Source organism: Polaribacter sp. WD7 (assembly GCF_003335085.1).
In the GTDB taxonomy this organism is placed as follows: Bacteria; Bacteroidota; Bacteroidia; order Flavobacteriales; family Flavobacteriaceae; genus Polaribacter.
The window spans coordinates 148,338-173,429 of record NZ_QPEJ01000016.1; the positions used below are offsets into that span (position 1 = coordinate 148,338).

The window sequence follows — 25,092 nt, forward strand, 5'->3', positions numbered from 1 at the left end:
AATAAACCTTTAAAAATATTAACAAAAACATAAAAAAACTAACTAATTAATAGCATTTTACCATTAAAAAACTCAAAGAGAATTCATAAATTTGCTCGCTTTCATAATGATGAAATATTTCTTATGAATGCCTATTAAAATCACTTAACATATAATATCAAGCACAATGGCTAAAATTGTTTACACAAAGACCGATGAAGCACCAGCTTTAGCAACACGTTCTTTTTTACCTATAGTAAAGGCATTTACAAAATCTTCTAATATAGATATTGAGGTTAAAGACATATCTCTAGCTGCAAGGATTCTTGCTAACTTTGCAGACTATTTAACAGAAGATCAAAAAGTTGAAGATGCTTTAGCAATCTTAGGTGATTTAGCTAAACAACCAGAAGCTAATATTATAAAATTACCCAACATAAGTGCTTCAGTAGCTCAATTGACGGAAGCAATTTCAGAATTACAAGCACTAGGTTATGCTATTCCAGATTTTCCTGAAGATCCTAAGACAGCCGAAGAAAAAGCAATTTTAGTACGTTATAATAAGGTAAAAGGATCTGCTGTAAACCCTGTATTGCGTGAAGGGAACTCAGACAGAAGAGCGCCTAAAGCTATAAAAAATTACGCTCGTAAGAACCCACATTCTATGGGAGCGTGGACATCTGATTCTAAGACTCATGTAGCAACGATGAATTCTGGTGATTTTGCTCACAATGAAAAATCTGTAACAGTAGCTAACGCAACAAACGTATCTATAAAACATATTGCCACAAACGGTACAGAAACTGTATTAAAAGATACTGTTGCCTTATTAGATGGAGAAATTATTGACGCTACTGTTATGAACAAAAAAGCGTTGGTAGCATTTTTAGAAGCACAAATTACAGAAGCTAAAGAACAAGGTGTTTTGCTTTCTTTACACATGAAAGCAACCATGATGAAGGTTTCTGACCCAATTATTTTTGGTCATGCTGTAAAAGCATTTTTTAAAGATGTTTTTGAAAAACACGCAGAAACTTTTGATAAAATAGGTGTTAATGCTAATGTTGGTTTTGCCAATATTTTAAGTAATTTAAGTGAAGTTTCTGAAGATAAAAAAGCAGAAATTTTAGCAGATATAGATAGTGCATACCAAAATGGTCCTGCTTTAGCTATGGTAAATTCTGATAAAGGAATTACAAATTTACATGTTCCTTCTGATGTTATTATTGATGCATCTATGCCTGCAATGATTAGAACTTCTGGTAGGATGTGGAATACAGAAGGCAAATTACAAGATACAAAAGCAATTATTCCTGATAGTTCTTATGCTGGTATTTATACAGCTACCATAGATTTTTGTAAGAAAAATGGAGCTTTTGACCCAACATCTATGGGTACTGTTCCTAACGTTGGTTTAATGGCTCAAAAAGCAGAAGAGTATGGATCTCATGACAAAACTTTTGAGATTGATGCAGCAGGAAAAGTAGTAGTAACTGATGCAAATGGTTCTGTTTTAATAGAACATGCTGTAGAAGAAGGAGATATTTGGAGAATGTGTCAAACAAAAGATTTACCAATACAAGATTGGATTAAGTTAGCTGTAAACAGAGCTAAAGCCTCTGAAACTCCTGCGGTTTTTTGGTTAGATGAAAATAGAGCACATGATGCAGAAATCATCAAAAAAATAAATACGTACTTACCAAATCATGACACTGAAGGGTTAGATCTTAGAATCTTATCACCTATTAAAGCAACTGAATTTACGTTAGAAAGAATTGTTCAAGGAAAAGATACAATTTCTGTTTCTGGTAACGTTTTACGTGATTATCTAACAGATTTATTTCCTATTTTAGAAGTAGGTACTTCTGCAAAGATGTTATCTATTGTTCCGCTGATGAATGGAGGTGGTTTATTTGAAACAGGTGCAGGAGGTTCAGCTCCAAAACACGTGCAACAATTTTTAGAAGAAAATCATTTACGTTGGGATTCTTTAGGTGAATTTTTAGCTTTAGCTGTTTCTTTAGAACATTTAGGAACTACGCACAATAACGCAAAAGCATTAGTTTTGGCAGAAACTTTAGATGATGCAACTGACAAATTCTTAGAAAATGACAAATCTCCTTCGAGAAAAGTTGGAGAAATGGACAATAGAGGAAGTCATTTTTACTTAGCATTATATTGGGCAGAAGGATTAGCAAATCAAGACAAAGATGTAGATTTAAAAGTGCAGTTTACTAAAATAGCTGCGGACTTAAAAGCTAATGAAGCTAAAATAGTTGAAGAGTTAAACGAAATTCAAGGTAGTTCTGTTAATATTGGAGGTTATTATCAACCAAATGATAATTTAGCAGATGCCGCAATGAGACCGAACCAAATATTAAATTCAATTTTGGCATCTTAAACAAAATACATATATAACTCTTATAAAAGTCGGTATTAGAAATACCGACTTTTATATATACAACAATTCGGTTTTACAACCCATTTTAACGTTTTCTTAAAATTTAGAGTTGTACTTTTGTTGAGTAATTAAATTTAATCATTAAACAAAATGTCAAACGCAAAAAAATTGCTCTTTTTGCTATCTTTATATACAATATCTCTTTTTAGTCAAGAAAAACATACTATTAGTGGAACTGTTTATGATGATAGTAGTAATGAAACCCTTATTGGTGTTTCTATTTATTTTCCTGAAGCAAATGCAGGTACCACTACTAATGAATATGGGTTCTATTCTATTACTTTACCAGAAGGAAATTATCAAATTCAAATCAGTTATTTAGGGTTCTCAACGATCACAGAAACTATTGAACTAAATCAGAAGATCACAAAAAACTACAAATTAAAAGAAGCGTCAGAAAGTTTAGATGAAATTATTATAGAGGGCAATATAGAAAAGCTAAACGTTAGAACTCCACAAATGAGTGTAAACAAATTAACTGCCTCTACTATAAAACAAATTCCTGTTGTTTTAGGAGAAGCAGATGTTATCAAATCTATTATTTTATTACCAGGGGTTACAAGTGCTGGTGAAGGTGCATCTGGTTTTAATGTACGTGGAGGAGCTGCAGATCAAAATTTAATTTTACTAGATGAAGCTATTGTATTCAATTCTTCACATTTGTTTGGTTTTTTCTCGGTATTCAATCCTGATGTTATTAAAGATATTCGTCTTTACAAAGGTGGTATTCCTGCTAAATACGGAGGGAGATTATCATCTGTTTTAGATATATATCAAAAAGAAGGAAATAGTAAAGACCTTAAAGTTACCGGAGGTATTGGTTTAATTTCTAGTAGATTGTTAATAGAAGGCCCTATTAAAGAAGAAAAAGTATCGTTTTTAATTGGTGGTAGATCTTCTTATGCGCATTTATTTTTACCTTTATTTAATAATGATAATACAGCTTTTTTTTATGACTTAAACACCAAAATAAATTATAGAATCAACGATAGAAACAATCTTTTCTTTTCAGGTTATTTTGGTAAAGATGTATTTGGTATTAGTGATAACTTTGTAAACGACTACGGAAATCAAGTAGCTAATTTACGATGGAACCATCTATTTTCTGATAAATTATTTTCAAACCTTTCTTTAATTTACTCAGATTATTTTTATGGTTTAACATTAGATTTTGTTGGTTTTGAATGGGATTCTGGAATAACAAACTATAATCTGAAATACGATTTTAATCACTTTGTTAGCGAAAAATTGAAATTGAGCTATGGTATTAACAATATCTATACTAAGTTTAACCCTGGAAACATTGCTCCAAATAGAGATGACTCTGGTATTGTTGCAGAAAAATTAATAGACAAATATGCAAACGAGTTTGCTGCTTATGTAGATGTAGAACAGAAAATAAGCAATAATTTTAGATTACAATATGGTATCCGCTTTAGTAATTTTACAAGGCTAGGACAAGATGAATTAAATGTCTATCAAAATGACCAAGCTGTAGTTTACAATTCGCAATTTAGAGTTTATGAATCTGCAGAACCTATTGGAATTGAAACTTTTGATAGAAGTGATGTACTTGCCAGTTTTAATAACTTTGAACCGCGTCTTTCTATGTCTTATATTTTAGACAATAAGACCTCTATCAAAGCAAGTTATAACAGAATGGCACAGTATTTACATTTGCTTTCTAATACAGCATCTCCTACTCCTTTAGATGTTTGGGCTCCAAGTGGCAGATTTATCAAACCCCAACTTTTAGATCAATATGCACTTGGTTATTTTAAATCTATAAAAGATGGAGATTATTCTTTAGAAACAGAAGTTTTTTACAAAGACATTAAAAATAGAATAGATTATATTAACGGGGCAAACTTAATAGCTAATAATGAAATTGAAACTGTTATTTTAAATGGCGAGGCAAGAGCCTACGGTTTAGAGGTGCTTTTTAAAAAAAATGAAGGTAATTTTAAAGGTTGGCTGGCCTATACCCTATCTAGATCAGAACAACGTACACCTGGAAGAACTTCTGAAGAACCTGGTATAAATCAAGGTGAATGGTACAGTACTCCTTTTGATAAAACACATGATATTTCTTTAAATGCAAGTTACGAATTAAATAAAAAGTGGACATTTAATAGCAATTTCTTGTTTCAAACTGGGCAACCTACCAATTACCCTGTTGGACAATACCAATTGCAAGGTTTAACAGTACCAATTTTTGATGATGATAGAAGAAATGCAGATCGTTTACCTGCTTATCATAGGTTAGATATATCTGCCACTTTAACACCCGAAAAAAATAAAAATAGAAGCTGGCAAGCAGAATGGGTATTTGGTATTTATAATTTATATAGTAGACAAAATGCGGCATCTATAAATTTTAGACAAAATAGAGAAACCTTAAGAAATGAAGCTGTACAAACTTCTATTTTCGGTATTGTGCCTTCAGTTACTTATAATTTTAAATTCTAAAGACATGAAAAAGATATACGTACTTCTAATTTTATTCTTAATCTTTTTATATAGTTGCGAAAAAGTAGTTGATGTTGATCTACCCTCAATTCCTCCAAAATTAATTGTAGACGCGTCTTTTGAAGTCTTCTTTAATGAAAACCCTGTTACTGCAAATACTACTGTTAAACTAAGATTGTCTGCAGATTTTTTTGAAGAAACAGTACCCACTGTAACAAATGCAACCGTTTTGCTTACAAATTTATCTGACAATTCCATCATTAATTTTACAGATGATAATGCAGACGGAGATTATGAACCAACTATTAGTTTTATTCCTGCAGATGATGTTTTGTATGAACTAACAATCGTTTATGAAAATGAAACATATAAAGCAATAGCTTCAAAAATAAAATCAACACCAATTACTAGTATAACCCAAGGAGATAAAACCTTGTTTTCAGGTACAGAAACAGAAGTAGACGTTAATTTTACTGATGATGGCACTGTAGATAACTATTATCTTTTTGATTTTACCAACAATTTATTTTTACCCATAGAAGATCGTTTCTTTAACGGTTCAGACTACAACTTCTCTTATTTTTATAATGAAGATGACCTAGAGTTACCTGCTACTGTTACTATAAAAATGTCAGGAATTAGCAGAGAATATTTTACATATTTTAGAGTTTTAGTTAGTCAAAGCGGACAAAATGCAGGAGGCCCTTTTGAAACTGTACCCTCGTCACTTTTAGGTAATATTGTAAATACTAGCAACCAAGACAACTTCCCTTTAGGGTATTTTCATATTTCAGAAACAGATACTTTTACTATTAGTTTAGAGGATAAAGAAGAATAATCTTATCTAAAAATCATCACTCAAAATGCAATAAAAATAGTATTTTTGAATGATGATTTTCACAAAAACTACAGAGCAAGATTCTCATTACAACCATCTAGAAAAGATGTCTGTATCAGATTTATTAGTACATATTAATAATGAAGATAAAACAGTGCCTATAGCTGTAGAAAAATCATTACCGCAAATAGAAAAACTTACCAAACAGATTGTAAAACAATTGCAGCTTGGTGGTCGTTTATTTTATCTAGGAGCAGGTACTTCTGGAAGATTGGGCATTGTAGATGCATCAGAGTGCCCGCCTACATTTGGTGTGCCTCATGAATTGGTAGTAGGTCTCATTGCTGGTGGAGATTCTGCTATTAGAAAAGCCGTTGAATTTGCTGAAGATTCTAAAAATCAAGGTTGGTTAGATTTAAAAGAACACAAGATTTCTGAGAAAGATATTGTTGTAGGTATTGCAGCTTCTGGAACAACACCTTATGTAATAAGTGCTCTTATAAAATGTAATGCTAAAAAAATACCAACAGGCTGTATTACTTGTAACAAAAACAGCCCACTTGCAAACACTGCAAAATTTCCTGTAGAGGTAATTGTAGGTCCTGAGTTTGTTACTGGTAGTTCTAGAATGAAAGCGGGTACAGCTCAAAAACTAGTACTAAACATGTTGTCTACAGCTACCATGATTCAATTGGGTAAGGTAAAAGGAAATAAAATGGTTGATATGCAACTCTCTAACAATAAATTGGTACAAAGAGCACAAAATATGTTAGTAAAAGAGTTAAACATCGACTTAGAAAAAGCAAAAGAATTATTAGAAAAATTCGGGAATGTGAGAAATGCCATTAAAAACCATAAGTAATGAGTACAAATGTTAACATATTGGCAAAAGGATTAAAAAGGCTGGCTATTTTAATCCTTTTATTTATCATTTCTCCTATTTCTCTTACTATGGGATTCAAGGGGCTAAAAGAATATCAAAATTCTCCTAAAGCTATTTTCTCTTACATTTTAATAAGTGTAGCTGGTTTGTTAATCATATACACCATTTTTTTTGCTATAAGAACATTTAAAATATTATTAAACGCTTTTTTTAACGATAAAAATGCCAAATTCTGACGGAATTATTGTCATCCTTTCTTATCCAGATACAGTAGTAAGACCTGCTTATTCTGAGTTTTCTAGTAAAATTTGGCCATTAATTGGTGTAGGTGGTAAACATGCTGTACAAGCTGGTCACGCTGCACTTTTGCTCATAAAAAAAGGAGAGTCTGAAATTAATTATTTTGATTTTGGAAGATACATTACCAGTTTTGGAAATGGTAGAGTCCGATCGAAAGAAACTGACCCTGAACTGGTTGTTCCTGTTAAAGCAAAGTTTGAAAAAGGCACATTGATAAATCTAGATGACATCTTACTTTGGTTAGATAAACATCCTGAAAAAACTCATGGAGAAGGAAGATTAATTGCATCAACAAACACAAAGATTGATTACACTAAAGCATCAATATTTATAAAAAAACTGATAGCCCAAAAAGAGGTTCCTTATGGTGCATTTGTAAAGAACGGAACCAATTGCGCTCGTTTTGTTACTGATACTATTGTAAACTCTACAAAAAATAAAAAAATAAAGAAACAGTTAAAAACTTCAAATTTACTAACCCCTAGCCCTATAGGGAATGTAATTAAAGGAAGTTCAAACAACAAAATTTTTGAAGTTAACAATCAAAAAATAGATAGCTACAAAAATAGATCTATACTTAAAGAATACAAAGAATGTTTCTTAAAAAGAATAGACATAGCACCTAATTTGATAGGAACAGAAAAACCAAATACTACCGTTTTTTCTCCAAAAAATGCAACTTGGTTAGGAGGCATAGGTAGTGGTGCTTGGTTTAAAGTAGGAAATCAAATTGATGAAAGAACCTTTACAATTTTTAGATATACATCTGAAGGTATTAAAGATTCAGAAGGTATTTATACAGCCAATTGCACCTCTTTTGATGCTAGCAAAAAGCATAAATTTATATACCCTACAAACTGCAAAGAAGCTTACATATATCAGCATCAAAAAAGATTTGTTTTAACGTTAAACAGTAAGTAATTGCATCATATTGTTTGACATAAAACCACGTTAATCATATAAATTAACAATTACACCTAAGACAATACACAATTCTAAATCTGTAAAAAAATTTTAGCTCTTATCAATTTTAAGTGAACTCAATTGCATTATTAGCCAATCTTTATAAAAAATAAAGCCTAAATTTGTTTACATCAATTTATATAAAATGGCTAAAAATTATATTGTATTTTTTCTTTTCCTTTTTTTTATTAACCAAAAATACTCAGCTCAAGATTATTCTACAAAACAAATACAAGAGCTCGTAGACGCTTATAAAAATGATATTAGAGGTCCTTATTATAGAATAAAATGGTTTTGTAAAGATGGTAGTATTCGCGATGCCAAAGATCCTTGTCCTGATGATATAGGAGGTGGTATACAGCACGCAAGTTTTAAAACATCTGCTTTAGAATTGAGAGATAAAAATCACCTGTTTTTTGGAGAAATTTTAGCTGCAAACAATCAGATTGAATTTTTAGATCAAAAGAACAATTATAGTCGTTTAAAACAATACCAAATAAATAATTATTTAAAAAGTATTGATGACGGATGGATTTTAAGAAAAGGACAATACTATAGAGGTGCTATACAGTCTGAGGACGAAGAGGCTTGGGGAAAAGGTTTTTTTGAAACCGTATTAAAAAATGATGACTTTATTACATCTAATTATTATTTAATTAAACAAATCTTAAAAGACGTACCGCATAATGGAGAAACCAATTTAGGTCAATTGATGCGTAGCGAGTCTAAAATTTTAGCAGAAGATATTCCTGAATTTATGAATATTCGTATTAAAATTCATGGTAATCCGCAAGAAAGTGATATCAATTTAGTACAAGACTTTGTTTCAAAAAACAAGGCAAATCTATCTCTACAACAACAAAAAGATTTACAGAATCTAGTTTTAACAATGCAAAAGTTTTATGCGCCCCTAGATTTTAAATCAATTGATAGCGTTGTGGCAAACTTTACCGAAAAGAATATTGTAGTAGAAGAACTGAAAAACTTTTCTAAATATTTTAATGAATACAAAACATCAAAAACGATAACAGAAAAATCAGCAAACCTTTTGGTTACTATTAGAAAAAGTATTTTAGACTTTAACTCTTCAAAAGATCGATTACAGCTCTTAGATATTAGCAATCAAATAGATAATATATTACTCATAGAAACTCAAAACTGGAAAACAGAAACACTTCAAGAAACCATAGGAAAAATCAAAACACTTTCATGTGCTGCTTTGGGTAATGGTCTTATAGAATTTTGGGAATATAATGAAGTAGAAAAAAGGTTTGATGACCTTTTGAAAAAAGAGACTACTACCATAGAAGAATTGAATAGTATATTAAATACTGCAAGAAGTATTGTTGAATGGAGTGCCTCTTTGATAAAAGCAAATTACAATCATGACGTCTTAAATTATACAAAGTTTGAGCACCTTGCATATGGTTTTATAGACGACAGAGTGCGTAACAGTATAGCCCTTAATTTGGGTGAAACCGTTAGTAAGCTTGGTACTTTTGTAGCCCAAATTTCTAATATTAATAATGATGTAATGTCTATTAAAAACCAGAGTTCTATTAGAGGTTTAAATCCTGGATATGCTTTTGGAAAGTTGGTAGTGGTAGATGGAAACCCAGACGAGGTTGAAGTCAATACGAACAATATTTATATTTTTCAAAACCCTCCATCAGATTTGAAACCAGTGGCAGGAATTATGACTGTTTCTGAAGGAAACTTGGTTTCTCATGTACAATTGTTGGCTAGAAATTTAGGAATACCAAATGCAGCATTATCAAATAAAAATCTTGTTGATCTAGCAAAATACAACGGTAAACAGGTATTTTACGCAGTTTCTCATAAAGGAAATGTGATTTTAAAATCTGAAGATGATATGACCAATGAAGAGCAGCTTCTTTTTGTAAAAAAAGAAAAAAGTAAAAACATGATTGAAGTGCCTACAAAAGAGATTCGTTTAGATGTTGCTAAAATCATAAACATGAATCAAGTTAATGCTTCAGATTCAGGCAAGTTATGTGGGCCAAAAGCAGCTAATCTAGGGGAATTGAAACAACTTTTTCCTAATCAAGTTGTAGAAGGTTTAATTATACCTTTTGGAGTTTTTAAAGCTCATATGAATTTAGAAATGCCCAATGAAAATAAAAGTTACTGGAGTTTTTTAAATGATACCTTTAAAGAAGCAAAATATAAAAAAGAAAACGGAATTTCTGAAGATCAAATAGAAACTTATCTCTTAGAATCTCTAGGAAAATTACACAAAGCCATTTTGGATATACCGTTAAATGATGCATTTATAGGCGATTTAAAGAATAGTTTTAAAACTATTTTTAAAAACGAAATTGGCAATATACCTGTATTTTTAAGGAGTGATACCAACATGGAGGATTTAAAAGAATTTACAGGAGCTGGTTTAAATTTAACACTATTCAATATAAAAAAAGAAAACGAAATAATACAAGGGATTAAACGCGTTTGGGCATCTGCATACACAGACAGAAGTTTTAAATGGAGGCAAAAATATTTGTTAAATCCAGAAAATGTATACCCTTCTATTTTAATAATACCAAGTGTAGATGTAGATTATTCTGGCGTTATGATAACAAAAGGAATAAATGTTGGTACAGATCAAGACCTAACCGTCGCTTTTTCTAGAGGTGCAGGTGGTGCTGTAGACGGGCAATCTGCAGAAACTAGGTTAATTACCCAAGAATCAGATTACTTACTTGCCCCTGCAAGACAATCAAACTACATTCGTTTACCCAATTATGGAGGCACAAAACAATATTTTACAACCTTTGAAAAAGAAATCTTAAATAAAGAAAATATACAAGACATCCGAGAATTGGCTAAAACCATTCGAAAAAAAATTGGTGAAAAAACAGATGATAAAAATCAAGCCTTTGACGTTGAGTTTGGTTTTAGAGATAATAAGTTATGGCTGTTTCAAATAAGACCATTTGTAGAAAACAAACAAGCCAAAAGTTCTGATTATTTAAACTCCATTACTCCAAAAATATCGGGTAACAAACAAATTAAGATTACTGAAAAAATATAAATATGAAAAAAATATACGTTTTAATCATTGCCTCAATAATCATTTCTTTAGGTTTTATAAAATATCCCATAGATGGTTACGAATATTCTGGTATCAAACGCTTATATCAAATAAGACAATTTCAAAAAGACAGTGTTAGGTATAATAGAATACCCAATGGCGCTTACAAAAAACTACAAGACATTAAGCTAAACCTGTTGCATAAAACAACCGATAGTGTAAACGATTTATTAGTTTTAGACGAAAATTTTGATCGAAAAATAAAGAAAATTACTCCTAGCGGAAACTACTCATTGGCAATTATGGATATGAGTAACCCTGATGCCTTACGATATGCAGAGCATAGAGAAAACATAGGCTATCAACCAGGTAGTGTAGGTAAAATAGCGGTTTTACTGGCGGTTTTTGACCAACTTGCAAAACTTTGTCCAGACTCTTTTGAAGAGAGAATAGCCTACTTAAAAAAAATAAAAGTGAATAGTAGATACTGGGGTCTAGGAGACCATCATACCATACCTATATACGATATTGAAAAAGACAGACTAAGCAAAAGACAAGTAATAGCAAGTGATGAGTTTTCACTTTTTGAATGGTTAGATCATATGGTTTCGGTTAGCAATAATGGTGCTGCAAGTATTATGTATAGAGAAGCGATGCTTATGGCTGCTTTTGGTCAAGACTATTTTTTCTTAAATGAAGAAAAGGCCGAAAAGTATTTTAAAGAAACGCCTAGAGATTCTTTAACCAACTTAGCAAACAGCGTGGTAAACCAACCTTTACGAAATTTAGGTATTGGAGAAAATGAATGGAGATTGGGTGGGTTGTTTACAAGACCTCCGGGGAAATACGTGGGTAGAAAAGGTGGTAGTATAGGCACTCCAAAAGGATTGATGAAATTTTTAGTAAAACTAGAACAAGGAAAAGTTGTAGACGAAAAATCAAGCTTAGAAATGAAACGTTTATTGTATTTAACAGACAGAAGAATCAGATATGCCAAATCTTCTAGATTGGATGATGCAGCTGTCTATTTTAAATCTGGTAGTTATTATAAGTGCGATAGAGAAAAAGACCCAAATTGTGCGAGTTATGCTGGTAACGTTTTTAATTATATGAACTCTGTCATTATTGTAGAGCACGACAACGGAATTAAATATATTGTGTGCTTAATGTCTAATGTTTTAAATAAGAATTCTGCTGGGGCTCATATGTATTTGGCTAGTAAAATTGACGACGTTGTTAACGAAACTGCAAACTTGAACAAGCCTAAAATACAAGAAGAAGAATACAAATCTGATAAAGACGAACAAGACAATTAATTCATATTTTTTAATAATTTCACATAAGTATCGTAAGCAAATTGTCCTACAATTCTATTACGATACTTTTTTAATGGAAGTAACACAGGAATAAATTCTCTGCTGTTAGAAATATTCACATAACTTATAACAAGATGTTTTATACCACTTCCACTAATATTCATGATTTTTTTTAGATAATCAACTTCTTTTAAAGTAGTTAAATTTAAAAACAATGTATTAACTGTATTCTTTTCTGCTACCTGATATTCTAGTAAAGGTAAAATTACCGCTCTTAAATTTCTTTCTAACAAATTTTCTAACAACTCTATAGCATTTATTTTAGCTTCTCTTACGCCACTGTTTATAGCTTTTTGAATTATTTTAACATCATTCTCATTATACAATAAGCTTAATAGATTAAACAGTGTAGTAAAAGATTTTTTCACTTCAATTTCTAAAACACTATAAATTTTCTTACGTGCCTCTATTAATTGTTTATTATGCTCTTTATCATCCATTAATTCTAGATTCATATGATGCTCAATAGAACTCATGATTTCTAAAATACTTTTATGATAAATACATTCTTTATAAATGCTTCTTTTTATGATTTTAGCAGAAATTAACAAATTCTCATCATTCCTTTTTAATCTTCTAAAAGCTTTGGAGGTCTCTAATCTAGTAGTTGTATTCTTACTTTTTAAAGTTATTTTTAATATTTTTAAAGCATTTCTATTTTTAAAAGCAGCAACTATTTTAGGTATATTTTTTTTAATATCGGGTTCAAGCTCATCCTTATATTCTAAATCTAACAATACGTTTATAATTCTTGGTCCATAACTTTTTAAAGCTTTTATCCCCTTTTTTCTGTGTTGTTTAGTTTTAAGAAGTTTTAATAAATCATCTATAAAAATTTTATGAGATGTTATACCCGCTGCAATTGTTGCAAACTTTATATTATATGGTTCTTCTGATTTTAAATTATCAGTTATTAAACTATAATAATTTGTAAACCTAGTATATGCAATACTTAGCAATAGTCCTGCAATAATTTCTTTTCTAGCATTACCTTCTTCTGTAGTGTAAAACTCTATTTTACTCTTCAAGCGATTTTTTAAACTATAGGTATTTGCTAATTTTTGGTTATGTTGACTTTGTTTGGCTAATGCCAAAATAGCTCCGTTTGCTACGTATTCGTCTTGATGATCTAAATAGGTGTTAAAAAAAGTTTTTTCGGTAATTGGAGAGTGCACTAAAATATATTCTAAGGCCACATACACCAAAACATCATCTTTTTTTGACACCAAAGAAGTAATCTTATTTAAAATATTATTATCATCAAAAGCATCTAAATAACTAATTGCAGCAACCTTTATTTTGTTTGAAGGGTGGTCTAGTAACTCTATAACCAAAGGTTGTAATACCTTTAATTTATAATCTTTTAACTGATTGAACATCTTTAAAATAGCTTCATCATCATCAGATTTCAAGACGTTTTTAATATGTAACAAACTGTCTTGTTTTTTTAGTTTATCTTTATTATAATTTACATTTTCTAATGTTGCTTGTATATTAGCTTTAAATGACTCAAAATAAGCTTCTCTTAATTTGTAGATCAACACAATCCAAACAAAAACAAAGAAGAGAATAATTACGGAAATATAAGAGGTACTTAAATTTAATTTTTTGATGAAAAAAATCAGTAAAAAACCCGCTACCCCAGTTGCTATACTATCTACAGCAACATCTATGTATGATTTTGCTTGATTTTTGACCTGAAGTGGAATAGGCATAATAGACAACTCTATAGCAGCTTTATTTAAACTTTGTTTGAAACTACCATCTATTCCTTTTACAATAACAAGTACCCACAATTCTGGGAATGTTAAAAAAAGTAGACCTCCTAGTCCTAAAGCTAATGGCAACAATAGAAGAGAAGAAGAAACACCAAGTTTTGTGATAACCTTATTGGTAAAAAATAACTGAATTATTAAGGCTATTACATTAAAAGTAGAAAACCAAAACCCAAAAAAAGCGGTTAAATCATCAGAATTTGATATGGCTTTGTTTGCAAAATCGCTAAATTGATAGTCTACTAGTTTGGCTACAATTACACTTATTCCAACAATAAAGGCTAAAAAGGTTAAATGTTTCGATTTAAAAATGAGTCTAACAGAGGAATTTTCTAATTGATCCTGACGCTCTATTATTTGTTTTCGCTTAAATGTGTTTAAATAACGTATTCTTAAATTGTAAACTTTTTTTAATATAGGAATACAAAATAACAGTAAAATTGAAGCTATAAAAATGGTGTATTCTTTACCAAAAGTACTTGCTACTAAACTAGTTAAGTATCCTCCAAAAATACCACCTGCTATAGCCCCAGCTCCAATAAAACCAAAAATTCTTTTAGCTTCTCTTGCATTAAAAACCATATTTGCAAAAATCCAAAACTGAGATGTAGCTAAGACTGCAAATAAAGAAACAAATATGTAATAGAAAAAAAGAAAAAAGGTGCTTGTAAAGTTATATTTGAGTAAAAACCCTAATAAAGCAAAAACAATACTAAATGTTAGGAGTGATAAAACAGTTATTTTAACCAATGAAAACTTTCTGATAGCTTTACTATAAAAATAAGTAGTGATTACCGCCGTAACTGCAACAAGAAGGTAGCCGTATGGTAATTGATCTGCCCCTAAATTAGAAATAAATAATGCATTTATTGAGGGTTTAACAATTAGTAAAACTGTTATGATAATAAAAATATATAATTGCATTAAAAAAGAGATGAATATTTCTCCATCTCTTAATCCTAATGTTTTATTTATAATTTTTCTCAATCTAGATTGTATTTACAAACTATAAAGAACGTGATTTTTTTAATACTTTTTCTAATGGTTTTACTAAATTTCTAATTAATTGCTCTCCATAGTCATAGTCTATTAGTGCTACGATGATGTATTTTCTATCAGGTCCCCAAACTAAAGCGGAGTCAGAATGGTAATTTCTCCAAGAACCAGATTTTCTATAAATATCAGCCTTTGGAGCCACTTTATCTAAAGTATTTACAAATTTATGGTGTAGCTCTGGATTTTTCATAATTTCTAACATTTCTTTAGAACGCTCTGTACTAATTAAATTTCCTAGGGCCAATTGATAGTAAAAACTACATACTTGTCTTGTAGTTGCTGCATGACTCAAACCTTTAATTGGGTCTGGGTATCTTTTACCCTTAGCCGCATAACGTTTTCCAACCCATAAACCTCCACCAACTTCTTCGTCATAAAGTTTATATTTCGGTGCTCTTAAAACATCTTCAATTTTTTTGTAACCTACCCTGTCTATCATTCGTGTAGATGCCTTATTGTTTGATTTACTTATCATTAATCGTAAATCTTTTTTTACTTCACTTGTATACGCTAATTCTCCTTTATCTATGGCATCCATAGAGGCTAATAAAATGGCAATTTTTGGTAAACTTGCCGCATACATCATAAAGTCATCGTTTAATCCTGCGTATTTAAAATTGGTACTATCACTCATATCTACAATACCTATAGACATTTGTTTTCCTTTAATCAAACGTTTCCAAGTTTTGTTAGCGTTTACCTCATCCTCTAGTATCGTTTGTAAATTAGCATTTTGAATTTCTTTAATTGGTTTAATCTCCTCGTTTAATTCAATCGGCAATGCCACTTTAGAGTTTTTATATGTATTTTGCCCTAAAATGCAGATAGAAAAAGTTAATAGTAAAATTGTAAAAATATTAGTTTTTTGTTTTTTTAAAATCATATCTGTTTTTTCTATTTATATACTTATATATTATACAAAATAAATGCCAGAATACAAATTATGAACACTTATTTTTTTAAAAAATAGTAGATTTTAAAACAAAGGGACTTAAGAAGCTTTTTTCTTTTTAGGTGTAGTTGGGTTAAATCCAAAACTTGAATCTGGTAGTTGAATTCCTAATTGATATATAATATAACCAATACTGGCAAAATGATGTATGGCATGACTGTGTGCTTGCATTAGTATAGCTCCTAAAGTATAATTAGCACCTACAACTCCTAATCCCATATCATCTTTAACAATAATATTTTTTTCTAAATCTGATTGTGATAATTTATGAAGTTGATTTAGTATTGTATCAAAATATTGCAAACCGTAAGTGGTCTGAATTTCTGCAGATTTATCTCTATTTCTTTTATTCAAAAATACCATATCTTCTTCCAAACCTTCAAAAACACATGAAAACACATCTAAAATATGTCTTATATGACATCCTATACTAGAATAATAAGGTGCTACAGAAGCATCTGAATATTGATCGTCTGAAATTGCGTTTATTAATTTGATTCCTTTTTGTAAGTTTTTTTCTATTGCTTCAATCATAATAGCATTTGTAAAGCTTTTCAGTCGTAAAAATTTTGTCCAATTTACCAAAAGTTATTGATTTTTTTAAATTTATTTGAATCCTTTTTTAAAGTTTTGAAAATCATAGAATTATATATATATCAAAATACAACATAATCGTTTATAAAACTTCCTTTTTGGTTTTTGGCATGCTCTTTGAAATTATATTATCAAATGCGAAAGCCGAAAAGCAATTAGAGTAGGCAAAACTTTTAAAACCATATATTATGAAAAAAGGTATACTTTTATTATTTGGATTATTTATGATGGTTTCTACTGTTGAAGCTAGTCATAACAACAAACTACTGATAAGAAACGGGTTTGACTACTCTTACACAAATGCTGTAAATTTTGTAGAACGTGGTATAGAATTCTATGTTTTTACGAATGGCGAATTTGATTTTGATACCAATTACAGAAACAGAGGAGTTAGAATACACAGAGATTACAGAGGTAGAATTAGAAATATTGGCAACGTATTTGTAAATTATGATAGATATGGAAATGTATCTAGAATTGGAAATATTTTTATAAGATATCACAGAGGAAGACTAGCTAGAGTTGGAAATTTACGAGTTGATTATGACAGATGGGGACTTCCTGTATTTAGAGGATATGTGAATGACAATTTTTATTACCATAATGGAGTTAGGTTTAGCATAAATTTTGGCGATGTTTGTAATTATGATGATGCTTATTTTTACGGAAGAGATTTTAGAAGAAATTATTCTCAAATTAGAGAAGACCGTAACTTTTATTATTACAGAGCAAACACTAATGCTAGAATTGGCAGTAGAAGTAAAATTTTAAGAAGAAAAAAACCATCTGTTACCAATAATAGAAGAACTATAGAAAATGCTACTAGAGATTATAGTTATAGGAGGTCTAATACAACAACCTCAACTAGAAAAAGTTCTGTAAAACGCAGTAATATAGGAAATACGAGATCTAGTAATTATAAAAAATCGAACATTACTAAAAGGAACGATAAAGACCTTACTAAACGTGGTAAGAGAAAAGGTATTAATGATACTAGATCTCGTAGAAACTAAAACAGGTGTTTACACGTATTTACATTAAAGAGTAGTTTTATATTTTTGATATTATAAATGTTTGAATTTGAAAATTTAACTAACTACTCATTGTGATAGGAAAAAGTAGAAGTTAAAAGCCCCATTTCTAAAAAAGGAAATGGGGCTTTTTATTTTTTGTTTGAATTGTAAAAATAGTAAAGAATTATCGAATTAATTTTTTGTACTTGATACGTTTTGGCATTAAATCTCCTCCCAAACGTTTCTTTTTATTCTCTTCGTAATCTGAGAAAGATCCTTCAAAGAAATAAACCTGACTATCTCCCTCAAAAGCTAAAATGTGGGTACAGATTCTATCTAAAAACCATCTATCGTGAGAAATAACTACGGCACAACCTGCAAAGTTTTCTAAACCTTCTTCTAATGCTCTTAATGTATTTACATCTAAATCATTGGTAGGCTCATCTAATAACAACACATTTCCTTCTTCTTTTAGGGTCATTGCCAAATGCAAGCGGTTACGCTCTCCACCAGATAAGGTAGCTACTTTTTTATTTTGCTCGCTACCTGAAAAATTAAATCTACTTAAATAAGCTCTAGAGTTTACTTGCTTACCTCCCATCATTACCAAATCTTGCCCATCAGAAAAATTTTCCCAAATGGTTTTTTCTGGATCTATATTAGAATGTGATTGATCTACGTATGCAATTTTAGCAGTTTCTCCAACATTAAAACTTCCTTTATCAGGGTTTTCTTCGTCCATAATCATCTTAAAGATTGTGGTTTTTCCTGCTCCATTGGGTCCTATAATACCAACAATTCCTGCTTGAGGTAAATTAAATTCTAAATTTTCATACAATAATTTATCTCCATAAGCTTTAGAAACTCCATTAGCTTCTATTACATTGGTTCCTAATCGTGGTCCGTTTGGAATATAAATTTCTAGTTTTTCGTCTACTTGTTTTTGGTCTTGACTCATTAACTTTTCATAGTTCTTCAAACGTGCTTTCTGCTTTGTTTGACGACCTTTAGCTCCTTGGCGCACCCAATCTAACTCACGTTCTAGTGTTTTTTGACGCTTAGAAGCTGTTTTACTCTCTTGTGCCAAACGTTGCGATTTTTGATCTAACCATGACGAGTAGTTTCCTTTCCAAGGAATACCTTCTCCTCTATCCAACTCTAAAATCCAACCAGCTACATTATCTAAGAAATACCTATCATGCGTTACAGCAATTACAGTACCTTTATATTGTGCTAAATGATGCTCTAACCAATGTACAGATTCAGCATCTAAATGGTTGGTAGGCTCATCTAACAATAAAATTTCAGGTTCTTGTAATAACAATCTGCATAAAGCTACACGTCTTTTTTCTCCACCAGAAAGTACTCCAATTTTCTTATCAGAATCTGGAGTTCTTAAAGCATCCATTGCTATTTCTAATTTGGTATCTAATTCCCAAGCATTCACTGCATCAATTTTATCTTGTAGATCTGCTTGTTGGTTCATCAATTTTTCCATTTTATCTGCATCAGAATACACTTCTTCTAAACCAAACATATCGTTGATTTTATTGTACTCATCTAAAATGGCTACTGTTTCTGCTACCCCTTCTCTAACAACTTCTATTACTGTTTTTTCTGGATCTAGTTGTGGTTCTTGTTCTAGATATCCTACTTTATAGCCAGGTGAAAAAGTAACATCTCCTTGAAAATTCTTTTCAACACCAGCAATTATTTTCAACAAAGTAGATTTACCGGATCCATTTAAACCAAGAATACCAATTTTGGCTCCGTAAAAAAAGCTTAAATAAATATCTTTTAAAACTTGTTTACCTGTAGATTGATAGGTTTTAGAAACCTTATTCATAGAAAAAATGACTTTTTTATCGTCTGACATTTTTTGTGATTTTATATTATAAATTTGAATTTGCTACTGAAAAAAGTAGACTTTATACTCTTCCTTTTAGGGCATTAAAAACCCAAGCTATACAGAAAAAGCCAATACCAACAGTTGCAAAACCCCAACCAGCAACATCCTTATATCTGTATGCGCCCATTAAGATTAAAATAACTCCCATAATAATCATTAAAAAAGTTGCCCAACCAAGGACAGTATTTTTATTCATTGTCATAAATCCGTAATTAATTAGTTAATGAGCAAATATCGATAAATTATTTGAATTTAGTAAAATTTATATCATAGATAAGCACCTTAGATTGACATCTACTTTTTGATTTTTTTGTTTATAAATCATATGAATTTGTCTTTTATAACAAAGAGAAAATGACCCATTATAATTTTATACTAAATTAAACTTTATGCTTAAATCACAAATAATTAGATGCTTTAAAAACCTCCTCTTTGTCTATTTCCTCTTTGTCCTTGACCTTGATTATTATTTCTTTGAGGTCTTTTAGGTTTTAATTTATCTTTTTTTGCTTTTTGATATTTCACCCATTTTTTTAGTTCTTTTTCAGTTAAGATATCTTTTAACCCGTTGTTTAAGTTTTTTTCATTTTTACGTACTTTTTGTCTAATGGGTCTAATTATTTCTTGCGCTTTTTCTCTAGTTAAACCTCTTTGATTGTTAACGCGATTGTTTCCTTGAGCACGTATTGATTTCATTTCTGCATTTACAATTTTATTCAAGTTTGTAAAAGTATCAGCATTTGAAAATTCTATTTCTTTAATTTGTGTATTGTACTTTTTTAAAAGACTTACAACTAAAGGTTTGGATTTGTCGTTTTTTAAGTTTAGTTTTTTTAATACCTTATCTATATCGTAAAAAAACAAGCCAGCAACTTCGCTTGCTTTAAACGCTCTAGGTTTTCTGTTCTGTTGATTTAGACGTTGTTGATCTGGTCTTACTCTTTCTTGACCTCTCCCTGCTCCTTGAGCTTGAGCGTGCATACTTACGCCTATTAAAATAATTATGAGGTAAACTATTTTTTTCATCATTAATATTTAGTGGATTATACTCTATTAGATGTAAAACATAAGAAAAACTTGCTATAAATTCTTATATTTTTCAAAATCTTACAATTTAGCAGCTAGTCTAGCACCTTGATTAATGGCTCGCTTAGCATCCAACTCACTCGCAAAATCTGCACCACCAATTACATGTACGTTTTTACCAGCCTCTAATAAAGGTTGGTATAAATCTTTAAATGGAGTTTGACCTGCACAAATAACAACATTATCTACATCTAAAACTTTCTGTTCTTGGTTTTGAGTGTAATGCAATCCTTCATCATCAATTTTGTTGTAAGAAACCTCTCCAATAAATTGTACTTTTTTCTTTTTTAAAGTGGCTCTATGAATCCAACCAGTAGTCTTTCCTAAATTTCCTCCAAATTTCCCCTTACTTCTTTTAAACATAAAAATTTCTCTAGGTGATGAATGAAATTCTGGTTTTACGCCTTCAATTCCACTTCTTGCTTCCATAGTTTTATCTATTCCCCATTCTTTTAACCAAGCATCAATATTTAATGCTGTAGATTCTCCTTCATGTGTTAAATATTCAGAAACATCAAACCCTATACCTCCTGCACCAATAACAGCTACTCGCTTTCCAACTAGTTTTTTATCTTTTAGAACATCTATATAACTCAATACTTTTGAGTGGTTAATACCTTCTATTTTTAATTCTCGTGGTTTGATACCTGTTGCTATAATTATTTCATCAAAATCAGAATTTTGTAAATCATCTATTAAAACTTTTGTGTTTAGTTTCACGTCAACATTTTGCAAATCAATTTGTTTTTGAAAATAACGGATGGTTTCATAAAATTCTTCTTTTCCAGGAACTTGTTTTGCCATATTAAATTGCCCCCCAATTTCTGAAGCTGCATCAAATAATGTTACAATATGACCTCTTTGTGCTGCAATAGTTGAAGCTGCTAAACCTGCAGGTCCAGCCCCAATTACGGCAACTTTCTTTTTATTTTGTGTTGGATGGTAATTCAATTCTGTTTCATGACAAGCTCTAGGATTTACCAAACAACTCGCCACTTTTTGCTGAAAAACATGATCTAAACAGGCTTGATTACAACCAATACAAGTATTGATTTCATCAGCCCTTTCTTCTTTGGCTTTTATAACCCATTCTGGATCAGCTAAAAAAGGTCTTGCCATAGAAATCATATCTGCATGCCCTTCTGCAAGAATATTTTCAGCTGTTTCGGGCATGTTTATTCTATTAGATGTAATTAACGGAATTTTAATTTCTGATTTCATTTTTTGAGTTACCCAAGAAAATGCAGCCCTAGGAACAGAGGTGGCTATTGTAGGAATTCTAGCTTCATGCCACCCAATACCGGTATTAATAATAGTAGCTCCTGCTTTTTCTATTGCTTTACCCAACTGAACAATTTCTTGCCAAGAACTTCCGCCTTCTACCAAATCTAACATAGAGAGTCTGTAAATAATAATAAAGTTTGTTCCAACAGCAGCTCTTGTTTGTTTTACCAACTCTATTGGTAAGCGCATCCTATTTTCATAGTTTCCTCCCCATTTATCATTACGTTTGTTGGTTCTTTTAGCTATAAATTGATTGATTAAGTATCCTTCAGAACCCATAATTTCTATTCCGTCATAACCTGAAAGCTTAGACAGTTTTGCGGTATTTACAAAGTCTTTTATGGTTCTTTTAATTCCTGATTCCTTAAGTTTAAAAGGTGTAAACCTATTTATAGGTGCTTTAATTTTAGAGGGCGCTACATTAAATGGATGATAACCGTAACGTCCTGCATGTAAGATTTGCATGCATATTTTACCTCCTGCATTGTGAACAGCTTCAGTAATTTTTTGATGTTGTTTTGCATGTTTTTTTGAAGACATTCTTGCAGCAAAAGGCCCTGTCCAACCTTGTATATTAGGTGATATGCCTCCTGTAACAATTAGGCCTACACCACCTTTAGCTCTTTCTTTATAATAAGCTGCTATTTTTTCTATTCCGTCTTTCTCTTCTTCTAAACCCGTATGCATAGAGCCCATTAAAATTCTATTTTTTAATGTTGTAAAACCTAGATCTAAAGGCTCAAAAATGTGTTTGTATTTCATAAAAAACCAATCTAAAAATTTATTATGCACGCATAATACTTGCAAGATAGGTGTATTTTATGAGAATAAAAAATAGCCACAAAAATCAGAATAATTACTTGTTTAAGCGTATCTAAAATTTTGTAGCCAAAGTAAATTTAAGTTTTTTTAATTTAATGGAACATCAATGACCAATAACTTACTTTTTGATGTTGCTTTAATATGAATTTTGTCTGTATCTGTAATACCAATTGCATCTCTTTTTTCTAGAATTTCTTTTGCTATAAGAACTTCACCATCAATTAAGAAAAAATACGCAGCATTTTTTAAACTGTACGCTGTTTCAAAATCTTTATCTAAATCTATTAGAGAGATATATGCTTGCTGATTAATAGGTAAAGAACCTTCTATCTGGTTGCTCTTAGGTGAAACCAATGTTTGAAATTGATTTTTTCTACCAGTCTCTTCAAAAAACTTTTGATTATAATATGGAGTTACCTCATTTTTTTCTGGGATAATCCAAAGTTGTAAAAAATTAGTTTCTTCAGTTTTGCTATCATTAAATTCTGAATGTGTTATACCAGTACCCGCACTCATTACCTGCACTTCACCTACTTCTATAGAGCGTTTATTATTCATACTATCTTTATGAGATAGAGCTCCTGAAATGGGTATAGAAATGATTTCCATATTTTTATGAGGGTGTGTTCCAAAACCCATTTTGGGTTGCACCACGTCGTCATTTAAAACTCTTAGCATCCCGAAATTCATCCTTTCAGGATTTTGATAACTTGAAAAACTAAAGGTATGATGTGATTTTAGCCAACCATGATTTACGTATCCTCTAGTGTTTGCTTTATGAATTGCTTTTATCATAATATATTTTTTTAAATTTTTTGATTATTAATATAAATACCCCATTTTTCCTTGTTGATAATCGCGCATTGCTTCAAGAATTTCAGTTTGAGTGTTCATAACATATGGTCCGTATTGAGTAACTTTTTCTTGAATAGGTGCTCCTGATAAAATCAGTAGGGTACTTTTAGATTTTGCATTAAAGTGAATTGTATTTCCATCTTGGTTAAAAGTAACCATTTGGTTGTTTCCTTTTTTTAGAGTTTCTTGTCCGTTAACCACCACCTCTCCTTCTAATAGGTACAGTAATGATTGGTGATGTTTTGGCACCTCAATTTCTAGGTTTCCATTTTCTTCAGCTTTAGCTGTAAAAACGTATACTTCAGTTTGTGTTTTAATTTTACCAGTTGCCTCTTTTTGAGTGCCTGCAATAATGTTTAGCTGAACTTTTTTATCATCTGAAAAGATTTTTGGTATTTCTTCATCTTCTAAATGTTGATAATTAGGTGTTATCATTTTGTCTTTTGCAGGCAAATTTAACCACAATTGAATCCCTTCTAAATCTCCTCCTTTTTTAACAAAAGTTTTGGTTGGGGCCTCTGCATGAATAATACCTCTTCCTGCTGTTGTCCATTGCACTCCACCTGCTTTAACCACCATTTCATTACCTAAAGAATCTCTATGAAGCTGCTCTCCTTTAAATAAAAGTGTAATGGGTTCAAAACCTCTGTGAGGATGAGGCCCTAAATCAAAAGGATTGTTAAACTCTGATATTGCATAAGGACCATAATGATGTAGTAATAAAAACGGATCTACATTTTCTATACCTTGAGTGGGTAAAGGCTGCCTTAATTTAATTGGCCCCATATTTACCAAAGGACTTGTAACGATATGCCGTATTGTTTTTTGTGTTTTCATTTTAGATATTATAATCCTGTACTCTTAGGGTTTATTATTACAACTATGCTGTATTATTTTTAAAAGCAAAAAATACATAGTGCTTTTCAATATGTATTTAAAGTACTCTTATTTTATTTTCCAAGGAAAATATTATTATAATTTTTTTTACCTTATTTTATCTAGCAAACTAGATAGTAATATAGCTTCTTCTTCTGTGAGGTTTTCTAAAAAAGATAGGTTTTTATTTACATCTATTGTCTCTAATAAAGTTAATCCCTCTCTTTTAATTTTAACATAAACTACTCTTCTATCATGATCGCAACGTTCTCTTTCTATTAAATTTTTGTCACATAACTTATCCATTAAACGCGTTGCATTAGGTGCTCTTTCTATCATTATGTCTTTTACAATTTGCACCTTTACCTTATCTTTTGCCCCTCTTAAAATTCTTAAAATGTTGAACTGTTGCGGAGATATTCCGTAAGGTTTAAAAAACTCATTTTCTTTACTGTTTAACCAATTTGAAGTATATTTAATATTAATTAAAGCCTTTAATTTATTGTTCTTAAAGCTCGTTTTTATGTCTTTAGAAATGTCACCCAT

Annotated in this window: 19 protein-coding genes; 9 read left to right on the forward strand and 10 right to left on the reverse strand. The window is 30.7% G+C overall.

The genetic code is table 11. The annotated features are described in order from the left end of the window. Nucleotides 1-166: 166 nt before the first annotated feature. From DUT90_RS04725 to DUT90_RS04760, 8 genes are all read left to right on the forward strand, one after another. Nucleotides 167-2,380: an NADP-dependent isocitrate dehydrogenase gene (locus DUT90_RS04725; RefSeq protein WP_114425888.1), complete on the forward strand. Its 2,214-nt coding sequence runs from the start codon at nt 167-169 to the stop codon at nt 2,378-2,380. A 150-nt stretch (nt 2,381-2,530) separates the two neighbouring features. Beyond that, complete coding sequence (locus tag DUT90_RS04730) at nt 2,531-4,909, forward strand: TonB-dependent receptor (protein ID WP_114425889.1); 2,379 nt, start codon at nt 2,531-2,533, stop codon at nt 4,907-4,909. Nucleotides 4,910-4,913: 4 nt separating this feature from the next. Continuing rightward, nucleotides 4,914-5,747: a DUF4249 family protein gene (locus tag DUT90_RS04735; RefSeq protein WP_114426324.1), complete on the forward strand. Its 834-nt coding sequence runs from the start codon at nt 4,914-4,916 to the stop codon at nt 5,745-5,747. 52 nt (nt 5,748-5,799) lie between these two features. Next, entirely contained in the window at nt 5,800-6,609 is an 810-nt protein-coding gene (gene murQ, locus DUT90_RS04740; protein WP_114425892.1) for an N-acetylmuramic acid 6-phosphate etherase, read from the forward strand. Further along, nucleotides 6,609-6,866 (forward strand): DUF6095 family protein, encoded by a 258-nt coding sequence (locus DUT90_RS04745; RefSeq protein WP_114425894.1) that lies wholly within the window; start codon nt 6,609-6,611, stop codon nt 6,864-6,866. Before murQ ends, DUT90_RS04745 begins: the two co-directional genes overlap by 1 nt. Beyond that, on the forward strand, nt 6,853-7,851 hold the full coding sequence (locus DUT90_RS04750; RefSeq protein ID WP_114425895.1) for a DUF6695 family protein: 999 nt from the start codon (nt 6,853-6,855) through the stop codon (nt 7,849-7,851). Before DUT90_RS04745 ends, DUT90_RS04750 begins: the two co-directional genes overlap by 14 nt. A gap of 187 nt (nt 7,852-8,038) precedes the next feature. Next, entirely contained in the window at nt 8,039-10,948 is a 2,910-nt protein-coding gene (locus DUT90_RS04755) for a PEP/pyruvate-binding domain-containing protein (RefSeq protein WP_114425897.1), read from the forward strand. 2 nt (nt 10,949-10,950) lie between these two features. After that, nucleotides 10,951-12,264 carry a serine hydrolase gene (locus tag DUT90_RS04760; RefSeq protein ID WP_114425899.1) on the forward strand — a complete coding sequence of 438 codons (1,314 nt, stop codon included), beginning with the start codon at nt 10,951-10,953 and terminating at the stop codon, nt 12,262-12,264. Here the strand turns inward: DUT90_RS04760 and DUT90_RS04765 are convergent. The 3 genes from DUT90_RS04765 to DUT90_RS04775 all read right to left on the reverse strand — a co-directional run bounded on the left by DUT90_RS04765 (nt 12,261) and on the right by DUT90_RS04775 (nt 16,641). Beyond that, nucleotides 12,261-15,086, reverse strand: coding sequence for an NTP/NDP exchange transporter (locus DUT90_RS04765; RefSeq protein ID WP_114425901.1), 2,826 nt, complete (start codon nt 15,084-15,086; stop codon nt 12,261-12,263). The genes DUT90_RS04760 and DUT90_RS04765 overlap by 4 nt on opposite strands. A 19-nt stretch (nt 15,087-15,105) precedes the next feature. Continuing rightward, nucleotides 15,106-16,038 carry a serine hydrolase gene (locus DUT90_RS04770; RefSeq protein WP_114425903.1) on the reverse strand — a complete coding sequence of 311 codons (933 nt, stop codon included), beginning with the start codon at nt 16,036-16,038 and terminating at the stop codon, nt 15,106-15,108. A 108-nt stretch (nt 16,039-16,146) separates the two neighbouring features. Continuing rightward, a complete protein-coding gene (locus DUT90_RS04775) occupies nt 16,147-16,641 on the reverse strand; it encodes a DinB family protein (RefSeq protein ID WP_114425904.1) in 495 nt (164 codons plus the stop codon). 248 nt (nt 16,642-16,889) lie between these two features. Here DUT90_RS04775 and DUT90_RS04780 point away from each other — a divergent pair, with 248 nt between their 5' ends. After that, nucleotides 16,890-17,714, forward strand: a complete 825-nt coding sequence (locus DUT90_RS04780) for a hypothetical protein (protein ID WP_114425906.1) — start codon at nt 16,890-16,892, stop codon at nt 17,712-17,714. Between the two features lie 184 nt (nt 17,715-17,898). Here DUT90_RS04780 and ettA read toward each other — a convergent pair whose 3' ends face one another. From ettA to DUT90_RS04815, 7 genes are all read right to left on the reverse strand, one after another. After that, complete coding sequence (gene ettA, locus DUT90_RS04785) at nt 17,899-19,590, reverse strand: energy-dependent translational throttle protein EttA (RefSeq protein WP_114425908.1); 1,692 nt, start codon at nt 19,588-19,590, stop codon at nt 17,899-17,901. Between the two features lie 52 nt (nt 19,591-19,642). Then, a complete protein-coding gene (locus tag DUT90_RS04790) occupies nt 19,643-19,825 on the reverse strand; it encodes a CAL67264 family membrane protein (protein ID WP_114425910.1) in 183 nt (60 codons plus the stop codon). Nucleotides 19,826-20,040: 215 nt separating this feature from the next. Further along, on the reverse strand, nt 20,041-20,649 hold the full coding sequence (locus DUT90_RS04795) for a hypothetical protein (protein WP_114425912.1): 609 nt from the start codon (nt 20,647-20,649) through the stop codon (nt 20,041-20,043). 81 nt (nt 20,650-20,730) lie between these two features. Continuing rightward, on the reverse strand, nt 20,731-22,755 hold the full coding sequence (locus DUT90_RS04800) for an NADPH-dependent 2,4-dienoyl-CoA reductase (RefSeq protein ID WP_114426325.1): 2,025 nt from the start codon (nt 22,753-22,755) through the stop codon (nt 20,731-20,733). Between the two features lie 147 nt (nt 22,756-22,902). Continuing rightward, nucleotides 22,903-23,610 carry a pirin family protein gene (locus DUT90_RS04805; protein WP_114425914.1) on the reverse strand — a complete coding sequence of 236 codons (708 nt, stop codon included), beginning with the start codon at nt 23,608-23,610 and terminating at the stop codon, nt 22,903-22,905. A gap of 27 nt (nt 23,611-23,637) precedes the next feature. After that, nucleotides 23,638-24,507, reverse strand: coding sequence for a pirin family protein (locus DUT90_RS04810; RefSeq protein ID WP_114425916.1), 870 nt, complete (start codon nt 24,505-24,507; stop codon nt 23,638-23,640). A gap of 147 nt (nt 24,508-24,654) precedes the next feature. Further along, nucleotides 24,655-25,092, reverse strand: a complete 438-nt coding sequence (locus DUT90_RS04815; protein ID WP_114425918.1) for a MarR family winged helix-turn-helix transcriptional regulator — start codon at nt 25,090-25,092, stop codon at nt 24,655-24,657.

Bases quoted from the DNA above. Each gene is read 5' to 3' on its own strand.
- DUT90_RS04725 (WP_114425888.1), top strand. From the start codon at position 167: ATGGCTAAAATTGTTTACACAAAGACCGATGAAGCACCAGCTTTAGCA.
- DUT90_RS04730 (WP_114425889.1), top strand. From the start codon at position 2,531: ATGTCAAACGCAAAAAAATTGCTCTTTTTGCTATCTTTATATACAATA.
- DUT90_RS04735 (WP_114426324.1), top strand. From the start codon at position 4,914: ATGAAAAAGATATACGTACTTCTAATTTTATTCTTAATCTTTTTATAT.
- murQ (WP_114425892.1), top strand. From the start codon at position 5,800: ATGATTTTCACAAAAACTACAGAGCAAGATTCTCATTACAACCATCTA.
- DUT90_RS04745 (WP_114425894.1), top strand. From the start codon at position 6,609: ATGAGTACAAATGTTAACATATTGGCAAAAGGATTAAAAAGGCTGGCT.
- DUT90_RS04750 (WP_114425895.1), top strand. From the start codon at position 6,853: ATGCCAAATTCTGACGGAATTATTGTCATCCTTTCTTATCCAGATACA.
- DUT90_RS04755 (WP_114425897.1), top strand. From the start codon at position 8,039: ATGGCTAAAAATTATATTGTATTTTTTCTTTTCCTTTTTTTTATTAAC.
- DUT90_RS04760 (WP_114425899.1), top strand. From the start codon at position 10,951: ATGAAAAAAATATACGTTTTAATCATTGCCTCAATAATCATTTCTTTA.
- DUT90_RS04770 (WP_114425903.1), bottom strand. From the start codon at position 16,038: ATGATTTTAAAAAAACAAAAAACTAATATTTTTACAATTTTACTATTA.
- DUT90_RS04775 (WP_114425904.1), bottom strand. From the start codon at position 16,641: ATGATTGAAGCAATAGAAAAAAACTTACAAAAAGGAATCAAATTAATA.
- DUT90_RS04780 (WP_114425906.1), top strand. From the start codon at position 16,890: ATGAAAAAAGGTATACTTTTATTATTTGGATTATTTATGATGGTTTCT.
- ettA (WP_114425908.1), bottom strand. From the start codon at position 19,590: ATGTCAGACGATAAAAAAGTCATTTTTTCTATGAATAAGGTTTCTAAA.
- DUT90_RS04790 (WP_114425910.1), bottom strand. From the start codon at position 19,825: ATGACAATGAATAAAAATACTGTCCTTGGTTGGGCAACTTTTTTAATG.
- DUT90_RS04795 (WP_114425912.1), bottom strand. From the start codon at position 20,649: ATGAAAAAAATAGTTTACCTCATAATTATTTTAATAGGCGTAAGTATG.
- DUT90_RS04800 (WP_114426325.1), bottom strand. From the start codon at position 22,755: ATGAAATACAAACACATTTTTGAGCCTTTAGATCTAGGTTTTACAACA.
- DUT90_RS04805 (WP_114425914.1), bottom strand. From the start codon at position 23,610: ATGATAAAAGCAATTCATAAAGCAAACACTAGAGGATACGTAAATCAT.
- DUT90_RS04810 (WP_114425916.1), bottom strand. From the start codon at position 24,507: ATGAAAACACAAAAAACAATACGGCATATCGTTACAAGTCCTTTGGTA.
- DUT90_RS04815 (WP_114425918.1), bottom strand. From the start codon at position 25,092: ATGGGTGACATTTCTAAAGACATAAAAACGAGCTTTAAGAACAATAAA.